Here is a 14,253-nt window from a genome sequence, read left to right as displayed (position 1 = left end):
AGCACATGACCACCAGCACCCCCGCGCAGGTCCCCGACGGCACCGAGGCCCGCGCGACCGCCCCGGGCACGGCGTCCCCGGCCCCGGAGATCCGCAAGGGCCTCGCGGGCGTCGTCGTCGACACGACCGCCGTGTCCAAGGTCAACCCCGACACGAACTCGCTGCTGTACCGGGGCTACCCCGTCCAGGAGCTCGCGGCCCGCAAGAGCTTCGAGGAGGTCGCCTACCTGCTGTGGCACGGCGAGCTGCCGACGCCCGAGCAGCTCGCCGAGCAGACCGCCGTCGAACGGGAGAACCGGGCGCTGCCGGGTGAGGTCCGCAACGCGATCCTCGAGCTCCCCACGAGCTGCCACCCCATGGACGTGTGCCGCACCGCCGTCTCGGTCATGGGCGCGCACGACCCGAGCGCCGAGGACTCGTCCCCCGAGGCCGAGCACGCCAAGGCCCTGCGGCTGTGGGCCATGATGCCCGCGGTCGTGGCCCTCGACCAGCGACGCCGGCGCGGCCAGCAGATCGTCGACCCCGACGAGGACCTGGGCTACGCCGAGAACTTCCTCCACATGACGTTCGGCGAGGTGCCCGACGCGTGCGTCGTGCGTGCCTTCGAGGTCTCGATGGTCCTGTACGCCGAGCACTCGTTCAACGCCTCGACGTTCACGGCCCGCGTCATCACCTCGACCCTCTCGGACCTGCACTCGGCCGTCACGGGGGCGATCGGCGCGCTCAAGGGCCCCTTGCACGGTGGGGCCAACGAGGCCGTCATGGCGACGTTCGCCGAGATCGGGACCGCCGACCGGGCAGCCTCCTGGCTCGACGAGGCCCTGGCCGGCAAGCGCAAGATCATGGGGTTCGGCCACCGCGTCTACAAGAGCGGCGACTCGCGCGTGCCCACCATGAAGAAGACGCTCGACGACCTGGTCGCGCACCTCGGCACCGACGAGGCGACCGCGCTCGACGAGCTGTACGACGCGCTCGAGGCCGCGATGACCGAGCGCAAGGGCATCCTGCCGAACCTCGACTACCCGACGGGCCCCGCCTACCACCTCATGGGGTTCGACACCCCGACGTTCACGCCGCTGTTCGTCGCCGCGCGAGTCGTGGGCTGGACTGCGCACGTCGTCGAGCAGCGCGCCGCGAACGCCCTCATCCGGCCGCTCAGCCAGTACGTGGGGCAGGCGCAGCGCGCGGTGCCGTAACGGCGGTGCGGGGCCGGTCTCGTGCCGGGGCCGCTCAGCCGTGGAACGCCGCGAGCGCATCCCGGTCGACCGGCCCCGCGGCCCGGACGATCTCCTCGACGCGTTCCATTCGCTCCCAGACGTTGACCGTCATGCCCGCCTGGACCCGGTCGCCCGACACCCAGAACGCGACGAGCTCGTGGTTCTCGAGAGACCCGCTCACGACCACCTCGGTCGCGGCCGGGTCCTCGACGAACCCCAGGTACTCCATGCCCACGTCGTACTGGTCCGAGTAGAAGTAGGGCAGCTTGTCGTAGGGCTCACGAGAGCCCAGCATGGCGCGTGCCGCGTGCGGCCCGGTCTCCAGGGCCACGGCCCAGTGCTCGACCCGCAAGGGGCGGCCGTAGCGCGGCGAGGGGACGCTCGCGATGTCACCCGCCGCCCACACGTCCGGCGCCGACGTCCGCAGGGTCGCGTCGACGGCCAGACCACCGCCCAGGCGAGCGTCGCGCAGGTCGATCCCCGCGGCCTCCGCGAAGCCGACGTTGGGCGTCACTCCCACGCCGACCACGACGACGTCGGCGGCCACGTGCGTACCGTCCGCGACGTCGAGCCCCGTGACCCTCCCCTCGCTCCCCGTGATCCCCACGACCTGGGCGTCGCGGTGCAGGTGGACGTCGTGGTCGGCGTGGACCTTCCCGTACATCTCGCCCAGCAGCGGGCCCAGCACACGCCCGAGGGGGTGCACGCCGCGCCCGACGACCGTCACGTCCAGGCCGAGGCTGCGCGCCGAGGCCGCGACCTCCATCCCGATCCACCCGTCACCCACGACGGCGAGCCGACCCGCGCCCTCGCGGGCCGACGCCTCGAGCGTCGCGGCGAGCAGGTCGGCGTGCTCGATCGTGCGCAGGTAGTGCACCCCCTGGAGGTCGGCGCCGGGCACCGCGAACGAGCGCGGCGTCGAGCCCGTCGCGAGGAGCAGGCGCGAGTAGGGCAGCGACGTCCCGTCGATCAGCGTGAGGGAGTGCGCGTCGACGTCGATCCCCGCGGCCCGCGTCGCGGTCCGCAGGTCGACGCGGTGGTCCGTGTACCACTCCTCGGAGAGAGGGAAGAGGACGTCGCGCTCGGCCTCGCCGCGCAGGTAGTCCTTCGAGAGCGGCGGGCGCTCGTAGGGGCGGTGCGGCTCGCTCGAGACGACCACGAGGTCGCCGTCGTACCCCTCGGTCCGCAGGGACTCGGCGGCCTTCGCGGCCGCCAGGCCGCCTCCGATAATGACGATCGGCTCCTCAGCCATGACGACGACCTCCGACGCTGGGGGTGCAGGACCCTCATCGTGACACCGGAAGAGGGGACCCGCATAGGGCTGTCGTGGGCGGGACCATCGCCCTGGACCCGGACGGCGAGCGCGGTCCGGTCGCGTCGTCACCCTCGGCGGAGGGGACGGTCACCGTCGGCGGGCGAGGGCGTCACCCGCGGCGGAGGGGGCGTCGCCCTCGGCGGTGCTGCGAGGGCGGGGACGACGAAGGCCCGGAGTCCAGTGGACTCCGGGCCTTCGTGCTGGTCGGACTCCTGCATCGCTACTGTAACTTCTCTTATAGGACAAAGGCGACAGAGCGGTTGCTGGAGGGGGCGATGGGTTCGGTTCGCCCTGCTCAGTCTCAGCAAGAGTCAGCTTCGCGGCAGGTGCGGCTGTCGCGGGCGCGGGTGGATGCGTTGGTGGCGGGGTATGAGGGTGGGCGGACGGTCTACGAGTTGGGGGGCGAGTTCGGGGTGCATCGGCAGTCGGTGGCGCGGTATCTGCGGGGTCGTGGTGTGGTGATGCGGATGCAGGGCCTGAGTGAGTCAGAGATGGACGCTGCTGCGGTGCGGCTCTACGAGTCCGGGCTGACCCTCAAGCAGGTGGGGTCTCGGGTGGGGGTGAGTGCGGAGACGGTGCGGCATGTGCTGATCGAGCGGGGTGTGCCGCGGCGGAGTGGTCATGGGAACCACGGGCGGGCGTGAGGTCTGTCCTGGTTTGTTGTACTTGGCGGACTTGGTCGCGGATGTGTTCGGCGAACATGCGGGAGAGCTTGGCGGTGTCGATCTCGGGGCGTGCCAGGGCGCGGACCGTGATGGTGCGCCAGCCTCGCTGGATGGTGGCGGTGATGTGCTCGCCAAGTAGTGCGTCAGGTGGGCGGCGGTCGATTGTCAGCAGGCGGCGCAGTGCTCTGCCTGCTTGCTGGGGGAGTGCTGGGCGCTGCTGGGTGATGTGTTCTCGGTGCGCGAGGAGCTCCTTGTCGCTGAGCAGGTGCGTGAGCTGGAAGAAGTCGTGCAGGTGACGCTGGTCGTTGAAGGACAGGTCGGCGAAGGAGTTCGGTGAGACCTCCCAGATCTTCTTGAGCAAGTGGTGCTGTTTGATGAAGCGGTGGGAGGTGAGGCGTGGCATGTGGCTTAGCTTCGTGATCTCTTGTCGCCGCGGTGAATGAGGTGCAGGCTTCGATCTTCGCTGGTCTTGATAGTCAAGAGGTCGACCTGCTCGCTGAAGATCTCACGGAGCGCTGCCATGGAGATCTTGACTGCGTCATCAGCTCCTTGCTGCAGTTTCTTGAGATCTGCGTTTGGTGCACCGTGGACGACACCCGAGCGCAGTGCATAGAGCCTCTTGTAGGTGGACTGGTTGGCGAGCCGCTCAGTCGCGGTGGCTTCTTCGGAGCTGAGGAGCAGCGCGAGTGAGCTGGCGATGCGCAGTGTCGTCTCGGACTTGGCACCGAAGAGGTTTTCCCAGACAACGACGGCATCAACGAGAACATCCTCAGGATTACGCCGCTCGGCGACGGCCATAAGCATGCGGCGGATCGCGACGCCGATCGTGGGGATGCGATGCTCGTCGATGGCTTTGGACCAGGTGAGCCATTGGTCAACATCGTCGGCGGTGAGCTGGCGTGCCATGAGGTTGGGCACGGTCTTCGCATCGGCCCAACCGAGGCCGTTAGAGTGAGAAATAGGGTCGAGCACGGATTGCCATGTTGTCACTACGAGTGTGCGGTGATCGGGGTCGGCGAGTAGGAGCCCGAGGCGAAGGCTTTCAGAGATCTCGGTGAACCTGTCCCAGACGGCCATCATTTCTGCTGGCCAGGCTTCGCTAATGTCGCGTTCGCCAAGAACCATCTTGTACGGGGCATCGAACTCGAGGATCAAGTCTCCGCGGTAGCTGATCTCGACGGTCTCGCCCTGCTCCGTTGTGGTCGTCAGGCTGCCCGCTTCATCAAGAGAGGTCGCTGCCCACAGGTGCGCATCGCTACTATCTGCACGGCGAAGTCGCGCCCAACCGAAGTCCATCTCGGTGCGCGCGTCCGGCAGGAGCACGCCAGTGAGTCCTACCCGGACCGGCACACGGACATCCTCGCCACGTAGCGCACTGCGGATCAGTTCGAGACATCGCAGCGCATCTTGGGCCACCTGCTCGGGTGACAGCGCAGACTGCTCGAATCGGGCTAGCTTGATGCCTGCGCCGATGATCTCTTGCGCAAACATGGTTAACTGGATCGTCCCACCCTGTCCGGTGCTGCGAGTCGTGTAGCCCATCTGGCCCGTGTGTTCTTCGTTTCTCGGAAATATTCGCTTCAGGTCTCGATCCTGCATGACGAGATCTTCGAACGTCTCGCGCAGCGGGTGCCGGTAGTACGCGCCCGCTAGATTGTGAGCAGGGCTCATGCCGAAGGGACCACTGACGGGAAGGACAAGCCCAGCGTAGAGATCGGTGATTAGCCCTGACAAGCAGCCTGCTAGCGTGCTGGTGTCTGGTGCGATCGGCTCCTCACCAGTCGCGAGAGCACGCAGGCGGTGCGCCAAGATAAAGCCGTCGCTGCGCTGCAAGAGCCACTCGGCCCACTGCATGGAGCTAAAGTCGGGGTGGGTATCGAGCGTCTCGATTCTCTGTCGCGCCATATCTAGCGCTGCCAGGACTTGAAGTTGCTCGGCGGTAAAGGACGAGTCGCCGTTCTCCTCCGCAGCCTCGAGAGTGGAAGTGGAATCGACACCCAGTAGATAGTTGAGAGTGTCCATTCCTAGGCTCTCCACGAGATGTGGGTCAATACTGTTCATGACCACATCATCCCACCAGGACGTGAGGATCCACAAGAGTTCGATGTATATGACACAACACCGTCGGTACATCCCACCCCTGTCATAGAAAGTGGCGTTTTTGATGTACCGATAGTTGCTACCTTTCCCACGCGTTCTTCCAGGTCGCGACCGCGTGCGGGGACTTGACCCCGAGCGGCGAGGCCTCGAACGCGGCCAGCGCTTGCTCGGCCGCTTCGGCGTTGGCGGCGGTGTAGACCGGTTTGAGCGCCGTCGTGACGGCCTTGCGGTCGCCGTTGGACATGAACCGCATCGCGGCGCGGATCAGGTGCACCACGCAGGTCTGCACGATCGAGTCGGGTCGCCTCGATCGCGTCGGGCAGACCCGTCAGGCCGACGCAGCACACGATCAGCACGTCACGCACGCCGCGGTTGGCGAGCTCGGCGCACACGCCCGCCCGGAACTTCGCGCCCTCGGCGAGTTCGATCCAGATCCCCAGGACGTGCTTGATCCCGTCCATGTCGACCCCGACGGCGATGTGCGCGGCCTTGTTGCGCACGTGCGCCCCGTCGCGGACCTTGACCACGATCGCATCGAGGTAGATGACCGGGTAGAACGCCTCCAACGGCCGGTTCTGCCAGGCCATGACCTCCTTGCAGACCTCGTCGACGATGTTGCTGATCGTCTCGTGGCTCAGCTCGGTCCCGACCGTCGTGACGAGGTGGTGGGCGATGTCGCGGATCGTCATCCTGCCCGCGTAGAGGCTGATGATCATGTCGTCCAGCCCGCTCGGACGCCGGGCGCCCTTGGGCACGAGCATCGGGGTGAACGTCCCGTCGCGGTCGCGCGGCACGTCCAGACGCACGTCCCCGACCTCGGTCGCCACCGTCTTCGAGGTCGTGCCGTTGCACGAGTTCGCAAAGTGCCTGGCTTCCGGGTCGCCCTTGTCGTAGCCGAGGTGGTCGGGGAGTTCGGCCCCGAGCCCGCGCTCGAGCGCGGCCTTGATCATCGGCGGCAACATCGCGCCGTCCCCGGTCAGCGTGACCTCGCCGGAATCGATCCGGGCGAAGAACTCGTCCAGAGCCCCCGAAGCCACCAGGTCCGCGGCCATCACCGCCGGCACGTCCTTCCTACTCATCCGTCACGGACATGCATGCTCCTCTCATCAGGCCCACGACCCGGCCTTACACAGAGAAGTTGACAGGCTCGGGTCGGTTGAGCTGTCCTGGCGGTGCTGCATCTCCCGAGCAGTCATGAGGAGCGCTTGAGCGAACTTCTCAACGTGAACCTTCGGACGCGAGACCGGGTGGGTCCGAATGCGACCACGGACCAGCTCCGAGTGATTGACCAGCTTCACCGTGCGCTGTGCGGCCAGCCGGTGCGGTGCGGCGGCGACGCCTGACAACCCATTCCTCACAGAACGCCAGGCTCAACACCCGAACATTGTCATGAAGCGATGTCGGGCGAACCGATGGGAGCTCTGGCTCGCATCCCCTACCGGGAACGAGTGCAGCAGAGACCTCGTCCGTACACTGCGACCATGTCGAAGAAGGTGAAGGCCTCTGCCGTCCAGGACCGCAAGGGCATAGCCACGGTTCAGCAAATCGTGACGAGCGACATTGGTTGGGTCTTCCGCGAGCAGACCACTGACGACTTCGGCATCGACGCGCACCTTGAAGTAGTGGAGAACGAGACCGCCACAGGTCGCCTGATCGCGGCGCAGATCAAGTCGGGCCCGAGCTACTTCAAGAAGCCCCACGATGACGGCTGGTGGTTCCGACTCGACCCCGACGACCTGGAGTACTGGATCGACCACTCACTGCCCGTCATCGTCGTGCTGTGTAACCCGGACACCGGGACCGCCTACTGGCAGACCGTGACGCAGAAGACGATCGTCACCGGCAAGCGAGGTGGCAGGAAGCTCCTGGTCCCGACTGCCCAGCAGCTTGGGGGCGAGTCGCGACGAGGCCTGGCCAAGGTCGCCGAGGGTAAGCCCTACGAGCTCCGCCTGCGCCAGCTCCGACTGGCGCTGCCGTGGATGAGGCTCCTGCAAGACGGGCGCCGGATTCTCCTCGAGGCCGGCGAGTGGATCAACAAGTCTTCGGGGCGAGGCGACATCACGATCGTGTCGGTCGACGAAGGCAACGAGGACCGCCAGGAGCTCGGCGCCTGGTTCATCATGGTCGGTTCACGACCATACGATGAGGTCCTGCCATCTCTCGTGCCGTGGGCCGACGTGATTCTTCACGAGGAGACCTACGACGACGCCGACTACGAGGCGTGGGAGGACGCTTGCGTCTACTACGACAACGAGGGTGACCGAATCGTTCGCGAGGGCTACGCCGAGTGGCGCAGAGAGTGGATCGGTGACCGAACACTCCGCCCGTACGCGAATTCCATGGGCGAGGTCGACAGCTGGCGACTCGAACTCGTCCTGAACGACCTCGGCACGAGCTTCCTCGCCGTTGACCGGTTCGCCGAGGGAGACGGGATGATCCTCACCTCGCGCTGACGACCCGTGCGGATTTCACCCGCTCCAGATTCGTCGCCAAGGCAAGGGGCCCGAGACGATTCGGCTATGAGCGAGTCCGATTGGCGACCTGGCGAACACATCCAAAGTGACTACGCTGCCGAGCGGATGGCTGCCCACGCGATGCGAGGCATGGGCTACCCCGATGCTCAGGAGACACCAGTCGGTCCCGATGGCGGCGTAGACGTTCGTGCGTCGCATGCCATCGCGCAGGTCAAGTGGCGTGCCGCCCAGACTGGACGTCAGGAGATCCAGGCGCTTGTCGGCGCCCGTGGCCGCAACCACTACCTACACCTCCTCTTCTTTAGCGCCTCTGGCTTCTCGCAGCAAGCCGTCGAGTACGGCGAGATGATGGAGGTCGCGCTCTTCACATTTAACGTCGTCGGCGGCCTGACCCCGATCACCTCCAAAGCAACCGAGGCGCTCCGCCGACCAGTGAACCCACAAGGCGTCGCACAGTCATCAGTGTCGTCGCAGGCCTCCCGAATCTCGCCTTCCACGAAGGCGTGGTGGAAGCGTCACTGGATTCACGTCCTCACGATCTTCGGCTGCGTCGGAGCTGTCGTGTCGACGATCGGTGTGTTCGCGGATCCCGAGATCACCTGGGGGCAAGTGATCTTCTACTGGACGGTCGCCGTAGTCGGAACGGCGCTTTGGCGGCGGCAGCTTCGAGCCACACTCACGCGGCCGCCAACCGAGGGGACTCTGCGCGGGTAGGTGACAGGCGATCTCAGGCTGAGCACACGCAGGACACGGTGGGCGATCATGGTTGGTCGTAGCGCAGGCCGGTGGCCCGTTCGTAGAGGTCACGCACACTCATGCTGCCAACGCCGAAGGGCCCGATGACGCTGACAGCGTGGACGTGCTGACGGATCTGGCGGCCTTCCTCGTTGTCGAAGCTCAGCGGTGTACCCAGCCACACGGCGAGGTTCTCGAAGGGGTTGAGCCCCAGGAGAAGATTGCTCTTCTCCTCGACGATGGCTGCTTCGCTCCAGGTGGCCGTCAGTACCCCGTCGACGAGTTCGAGTTTGGTGAATGCACCGGCTATCAGGACGCGGGAAGCTGCCCTCTCATCGATGAAGGCCTGTACGGCCGCAACAGCCTGCTCCGGAGTGACGGGCGTCTCGGGAGCCTGGTCGTAGGGCATCTGCACTCTCCTGGTGAATGATCGTCATCATGACGTTGCTCTATGGCTCGGACGCTCGCGCCGCAACAGGTCGGGCTGGCCGCGCTCGCAGGGCATCAGAAGCACGGTCATCTGTCCCGGGAGTCGCGCCTTTGGCCGCCACTGTGGAGAGGCACACACAGCCCCTCGTCTCATGCTGGCGACTGTAGACAGCGTAGCGAGCGCTCTGGCATGGCGCGCCAGGTGAACTGCGGGCTGATCCGTGGCGAGCCCGTCTGGAATCGCGGAGTCCCCCGGCGTCGAGGACGCTGTCGCGGGGGTCTACCGGCACCTCGCCTTCGCGCCTGAGTTCTTCGAGGTCATGCGGGCCGGTATGCGGGAGACGCTCGACGACCTCCAGAGCGCCGAACGGCTGGCCGCGCGCCAGCTCGCCGAGCAGTTGGAGGCGCTCGACACTCAGGAGGAGAACTTGGTCGATCTCGCTGCTGACGGAACACTCGCCACAGGCGAAGATCCGGCAGCGGCTTCGAGACATCGCTGCCCAACGAGCGCGCCTGCGCGAGAAGGAGACGAAGGTCACAGCCGACCTCGCAGACGGCGCAGGGTTCATTGAGGCGAGCCTTCGGCTTCTGACTGACCCGTACGCTCTGTACTCGGGAGCGAGCGACGAGTGGCGTCGCCGACTCAACCAGGCCATCCTCCACTACATCCTCATCGACACCGACAAGGTCGTCGGCTACGCCCTGCGTGAGCCTGCGATCGAGTTGCTCTCGCTCCAGGCGGGCGTCCTAGCCCAGCGAGCTGGCGCCTCCACTGCCGCTGCATCTCGGCAGGCCAGCGACTTCTGGGGCCGCTACGGGCAACGACGAAGCGGGGCCACCCCGAAGGATGGCCCCGCTCTACGTACCTTCGATGACCTACTGCGTAGTTGCAGTAAGCCTTCGATGGTCGGGGTGACAGGATTCGAACCTGCGACCTCGTCGTCCCGAACGACGCGCGCTACCAAGCTGCGCCACACCCCGATTGCTCTCGTTGCGTCAGGTCGGTGAGGGGTCCTCGAAAGGTCCCGCCAAACCTGCGCGCTGGAGCCTGCCTAGAATAGCGGACGTTTGCCCCTGGGACGAAACCGCTGCCTCAGCGTGCGGTCAGCGTCACGATCGTGGCCTCCGGACGGCACGCGAATCGGAACGGCGCGTAGGGTGACGTGCCCGCTCCGGCCGAGACGTTGAGCCAGGTCGAGTCCTTGCCGCCGGGGGCGTCGGGCCGTGCTCCGGGCCAGCCGTGCAGGCCCTTGGCCCGCCCGCGGTCCAGGTCGCAGTTGGTCACGAGAGCCCCGTAGAACGGGACGCAGAGCTGGCCGCCGTGCGTGTGGCCGGCGAGGATGACGTCGGCGCCGTCGTCGTGCATCTGGTCGAGGACGCGCACGTAGGGCGCGTGCACCACGCCCATCCGCAGGCCCGACGGCGCAGCGTCCGTCCCCGCTCCCCCCACCGCCCGCTCGGGTGCGGCAGGGAAGACGTCCCGGTCGAGATGAGGGTCGTCGACGCCCACCAGGTCGATGTGCAGACCGCCGACGTCGACCGCGTCGCGCCGGTTGGTGAGGTCGATCCAGCCTGCCGAGGACATCGCGGCAGCGAGCTCCGCGGCCGGGAGCTTCGGCGGATCGATCTTGTGGAAGATCCGCGCGTCCGGCAGCAGGTAGCGTGCCGGGTTCTTGGGCGAGGGGGCGTAGTAGTCGTTCGAGCCCATGACGAAGGCGCCGGGCGCGCTGCTCAGGAGCGGCTCGAGGGCGTACAGGAGCGGCTCGAGCGAGTCGAGGTGCGCCATGTTGTCACCCGTGTCGACCACGAAGTCGGGGCGCAGCGCGGCGAGCGACCGGACCCACTCGATCTTGCGCTCCTGGCTGGGCGTGAGGTGCAGGTCCGAGAAGTGCAGGACCCGCAGGTCGGCGTGCCCCGGCGGGAGCACCGGGACCGTGACCTCGCGGAGCGTGAACAGCTTGGTCTCGACGTGGGCGTAAGCGAGCCCCCCGGCACCGACCGCGGCGAGAGCGCCGAGACCGACCAGTGCGGGGTGCACGCGGGACCGGGTCAGTCCTGCTCCTCGGGGGTCGTGGCGCCGTCGCCGTTGCCGTTCCCACCGCCGTTGTCGCCGCCGCTGTTCCCGTTGCCGTTGCCGGATCCGTTGTTGCCGCCGGACCCGTTGTTCCCCGAGCCCGACCCGTTGCTGCCCGATCCGGTGCCACCGTTCCCGGTGCCGTTGCTGCCCGAGCCGGTCGTGCCGCCGTCGGTCTTGGGCGGTGCCTGGACCTTGCCGAGGAGCTTGGGGTCCGGACCCGGGAACTCGACGACCGGCGCACCGTCGAGCGCTGCCGTCATGTAGTTCTTCCACATGGGGGCCGCCAGGTCGGAGCCGAACCACCACTGCTTGCCCACGCCGTTGATGTAGAAGCGACCACGTCCGTTGCTGCGCATCTGGACGTCCGTCTCGGCGTTGCCGATCCAGACGGCCGTGGCGAGCTGGGGCGTGTAGCCCACGAACCAGTTGTGCGTGTTGAGCTGGGCGGTCCCGGTCTTGCCCGCGCTCGGCCGGTCGGCGAGCTGGGAGTTCTTGCCCGAACCCTGCGTCATGACGCCCTGCAGCGCGTACGTGACGGTGTTGGCGACCGCCGGGTCCAGGGCGTTCGGGTTGCAGTTCGCCGAGGGGACCTCGAGCTCCTTGCCGTTCGGGTCGACGACGCTCGTGATCGCGACGGGCTCGCAGTACGTGCCACCGCTCGCGAACGTGGCGAACGCGGCAGCCATCTGGAGCGGCGAGGAGTTCTGGGTACCGATGATCATGGAGGGACGGACGTCCACCTCGCCCTTGTCCTTGGTGAGCGACGGAGCGAAACCCACGGACTTCGCGGTGCTGGCCACCGCACAGAGGTCGAGCTTGCTCGCCATGTCGGCGTACGCGGTGTTGACCGAGTTGGCCGTCGCCGCCAGGACGGTCATGCTGCCCTTGCCCTGGCCGTCCGAGTTGTTGGGGTTCCACTTCTCGCCGACGTTGAGCTTGGTGCACGACGACGTGAAGTCACGCCCCACGTTCCACTCGCGCCGGTTCGCGTTGACCGTCTCGTTGAGGGTGTGCCCTGCGTTCAGCCACTCGGCGAGCAGGAAGGGCTTCCACGTCGAGCCGGGGGAGAACCCGCGCGACGAGCCGTGAGCCTGGTCCGCGCTGTAGTTCTGGGCCGTGGTGCCCGGAGCGGCCTCGAGCGACGCGTCGTAGGGCCGGTTCTGGGCCATCGCGAGGATCTTGCCCGTGCCGGGCTCGACCGTCACGAGCGCGTTCTCGATGCCGCTGGGGTCGGACGCGGGGATCGCCGACGTGACCTCGTCCTCGGCGGCGGTCTGCAGGCGGGGGTCGAGCGTCGTGGTGATGTCCAGGCCGCCGCGGTAGAGCAGACCTTCACGGTCCTTCTGCGTCTCCCCGAAGATGGGGTCCGACAGGATGACCTTGGTGACGTAGTCGCAGAAGAACGCGGAACCGTTGGCAGCCTGGCACCCGGCCGAGATGGGCTGGACGTTGAGCGTGTCGGGCAGCGGGGTTGCGACGGCCTCGTCGTGCTCCTGCTGGGTGATGAAGGCCTGCTCGAGCATGCGGCCGAGCACGAGGTTCCGACGCTTCTCGGACTCGGCCGGGTTGGCCAACGGGTCGTACTTGCCCGGTGCGTTGGTCACGCCGGCGATGGTCGCGGCCTGGACGATGCTGAGGTCGGCGGCGTGCGTGCCGAAGTACTGTCTGGCCGCGGTCTCGACGCCGTAGACCCGGATGCCGAACTGTGCGATGTTCAGGTAGCCCTGGAGGATCTCGTCCTTGGTCATGCGCTTCTCGAGCGAGATGGCGAGCTTGGCCTCGCGGGCCTTGCGCTCGATCGAGCTCTCCTTGACGGCCTCGACCGCGATGGGGTCCTCGGCCCGCACTGCCTGCTCGATCAGGACGTTCTTCACGTACTGCTGGGTCAGGCTCGAACCGCCCTGCTTTGAGCCACCCGTGGCGTTGTTGATGGCGGCGCGCGTGGTGCCCTCGATGTCGACCCCGCCGTGCTCGTAGAAGCGCTTGTCCTCAGTCGCGACCACGGCGTTGCGCATGTGCTCCGAGACCTCGTCGAGGGGTACCACGATGCGGTTCTCGATGTAGAAGGTCGCGAGGAGCGTCGTCCCGTCGTTGGCGAAGACGCGCGACTGCTCCGACAGAGGGCCGGGCTCGAGCTCGTCGGGGAGCTCGTCGAAGATCTGGACGGTGCTGTCGGTGAGCTGGCTCGCGCCGGCCGCGATCGGGATCAGCAGACCCGCCCCGAGGACTCCGCCGACCCCCGAGACGAGGACGAACGCCAGCAGCAGGGCGATGAGCTGATAGGCGTTGACTTGTCGACGGGGACGCGCAGGGGAGGCCATGGCCCAAGCCTACGGGAGGGCACCGACGCTCCCCGGGCGTTCTCGCCCCTGCCCGGTGTGCGGGTTGTGTAAGCATCCGCGGGCCAGGATGCGGAGCATCCGTGACCGCAGAACCGCTCGGCCCCGGACCCCGGCGCGCCCCCGCAGGACCCGGGATCCGCGGTCGCGACGAACGTCACGACGCGCTGACCGGACCGGCGATCCCCGCTACGCTCGGTCGCATGGCAACCACCTGGGAGTACGCGACCATCCCCCTCATCATCCACAACACCAAGGCTGTCCTCGACCAGTGGGGCTCCGACGGCTGGGAGCTCGTCCAGGTCGTCACAGGCCCCGACGGCAACGGGCTCGTGGCCTACCTCAAGCGCCCGACCGGCGGGCAGTAGTGGCGACGAGCATCGCGGCGCGCCTCGCGGAGCTGGGCATCACCCTGCCCGACGTCGCCGCGCCCGTCGCCGCGTACGTCCCTGCCGTGCGCACGGGACGGTACGTCTACACCTCGGGTCAGCTGCCGTTCGTCGGCGGCGCGCTCCAGGTGACCGGCAAGGTGGGTGACGGCGACGGCCTCGTCGCCGCGGCCGACGCCGCGGTGCTCGCCCGCACGTGCGCGCTCAACGCGCTCGCTGCCGTGCACGCGCTCGTCGGCAACCTCGACCAGGTGACCAGGGTCGTCAAGGTCGTGGGCTTCGTCGCGAGCGACCCGTCGTTCACGGGGCAGCCGGGCGTCGTCAACGGCGCGAGCCAGGTGCTCGGCGAGATCTTCGGCGAGGCGGGCGTGCACGCGCGCAGCGCGGTCGGCGTCGCGGTGCTCCCGCTGGACTCGCCGGTCGAGGTCGAGCTGGTCGTGGAGCTCGCGGACTGACCGGTCCTCCCGAGCGCGCAGCACGGGTCGTTCCGCAGGAGCTGCAGCACGACGAGAG

General features: G+C 67.5%; 11 protein-coding genes, 1 tRNA gene and 1 pseudogene. 5 read left to right on the top strand and 8 right to left on the bottom strand.

The features are described 5' to 3' along the window. Positions 1-5: 5 nt before the first annotated feature. Positions 6-1,196: a bifunctional 2-methylcitrate synthase/citrate synthase gene (locus ASE15_RS01480; RefSeq protein WP_082618090.1), complete on the top strand. Its 1,191-nt coding sequence runs from the start codon at positions 6-8 to the stop codon at positions 1,194-1,196. 34 nt (positions 1,197-1,230) lie between these two features. Here ASE15_RS01480 and ASE15_RS01475 read toward each other — a convergent pair whose 3' ends face one another. From ASE15_RS01475 to ASE15_RS01460, 4 genes and pseudogenes are all read right to left on the bottom strand, one after another. Beyond that, positions 1,231-2,469, bottom strand: coding sequence for an NAD(P)/FAD-dependent oxidoreductase (locus ASE15_RS01475; protein ID WP_056760720.1), 1,239 nt, complete (start codon positions 2,467-2,469; stop codon positions 1,231-1,233). Positions 2,470-3,066: 597 nt separating this feature from the next. Next, the gene (locus tag ASE15_RS20630) at positions 3,067-3,600 is read right to left on the bottom strand and encodes a hypothetical protein (RefSeq protein WP_157277092.1); all 534 of its coding nucleotides are present in this window, start codon (positions 3,598-3,600) and stop codon (positions 3,067-3,069) included. A gap of 5 nt (positions 3,601-3,605) precedes the next feature. Continuing rightward, entirely contained in the window at positions 3,606-5,219 is a 1,614-nt protein-coding gene (locus ASE15_RS01465) for a hypothetical protein (protein WP_056760717.1), read from the bottom strand. Positions 5,220-5,379: 160 nt separating this feature from the next. Next, positions 5,380-6,349, bottom strand: a pseudogene (locus ASE15_RS01460) (IS256 family transposase); the annotation flags it as partial. A 429-nt stretch (positions 6,350-6,778) separates the two neighbouring features. Here ASE15_RS01460 and ASE15_RS01455 point away from each other — a divergent pair. Beyond that, complete coding sequence (locus ASE15_RS01455) at positions 6,779-7,750, top strand: DUF4365 domain-containing protein (protein ID WP_056760714.1); 972 nt, start codon at positions 6,779-6,781, stop codon at positions 7,748-7,750. Between the two features lie 66 nt (positions 7,751-7,816). After that, entirely contained in the window at positions 7,817-8,485 is a 669-nt protein-coding gene (locus ASE15_RS01450) for a restriction endonuclease (protein WP_056760712.1), read from the top strand. A gap of 46 nt (positions 8,486-8,531) precedes the next feature. Here ASE15_RS01450 and ASE15_RS01445 read toward each other — a convergent pair whose 3' ends face one another. From ASE15_RS01445 to ASE15_RS01425, 4 genes are all read right to left on the bottom strand, one after another. Continuing rightward, the gene (locus ASE15_RS01445) at positions 8,532-8,915 is read right to left on the bottom strand and encodes a hypothetical protein (protein ID WP_056760710.1); all 384 of its coding nucleotides are present in this window, start codon (positions 8,913-8,915) and stop codon (positions 8,532-8,534) included. A gap of 924 nt (positions 8,916-9,839) precedes the next feature. After that, positions 9,840-9,916 (bottom strand) — tRNA-Pro (locus ASE15_RS01435). 112 nt (positions 9,917-10,028) lie between these two features. Next, the gene (locus tag ASE15_RS01430; RefSeq protein WP_056760703.1) at positions 10,029-10,973 is read right to left on the bottom strand and encodes a metallophosphoesterase; all 945 of its coding nucleotides are present in this window, start codon (positions 10,971-10,973) and stop codon (positions 10,029-10,031) included. Between the two features lie 11 nt (positions 10,974-10,984). Then, positions 10,985-13,333: a transglycosylase domain-containing protein gene (locus ASE15_RS01425; protein WP_056760700.1), complete on the bottom strand. Its 2,349-nt coding sequence runs from the start codon at positions 13,331-13,333 to the stop codon at positions 10,985-10,987. 221 nt (positions 13,334-13,554) lie between these two features. Between ASE15_RS01425 and ASE15_RS21120 the strand changes: the two genes are divergently transcribed. Then, positions 13,555-13,719: a hypothetical protein gene (locus ASE15_RS21120; protein ID WP_191802177.1), complete on the top strand. Its 165-nt coding sequence runs from the start codon at positions 13,555-13,557 to the stop codon at positions 13,717-13,719. Beyond that, positions 13,719-14,195, top strand: a complete 477-nt coding sequence (locus ASE15_RS01415; protein WP_056645109.1) for a RidA family protein — start codon at positions 13,719-13,721, stop codon at positions 14,193-14,195. The genes ASE15_RS21120 and ASE15_RS01415 overlap by 1 nt, the downstream gene beginning before the upstream one ends. Positions 14,196-14,253: the final 58 nt, after the last annotated feature.

It is taken from the genome of Oerskovia sp. Root22 (genome assembly GCF_001429135.1).
Taxonomy (GTDB): domain Bacteria; phylum Actinomycetota; class Actinomycetes; order Actinomycetales; family Cellulomonadaceae; genus Oerskovia; species Oerskovia enterophila.
Note: the sequence above shows the minus strand (reverse complement) of the source record. Positions and strands in the feature narration are given on the sequence as shown.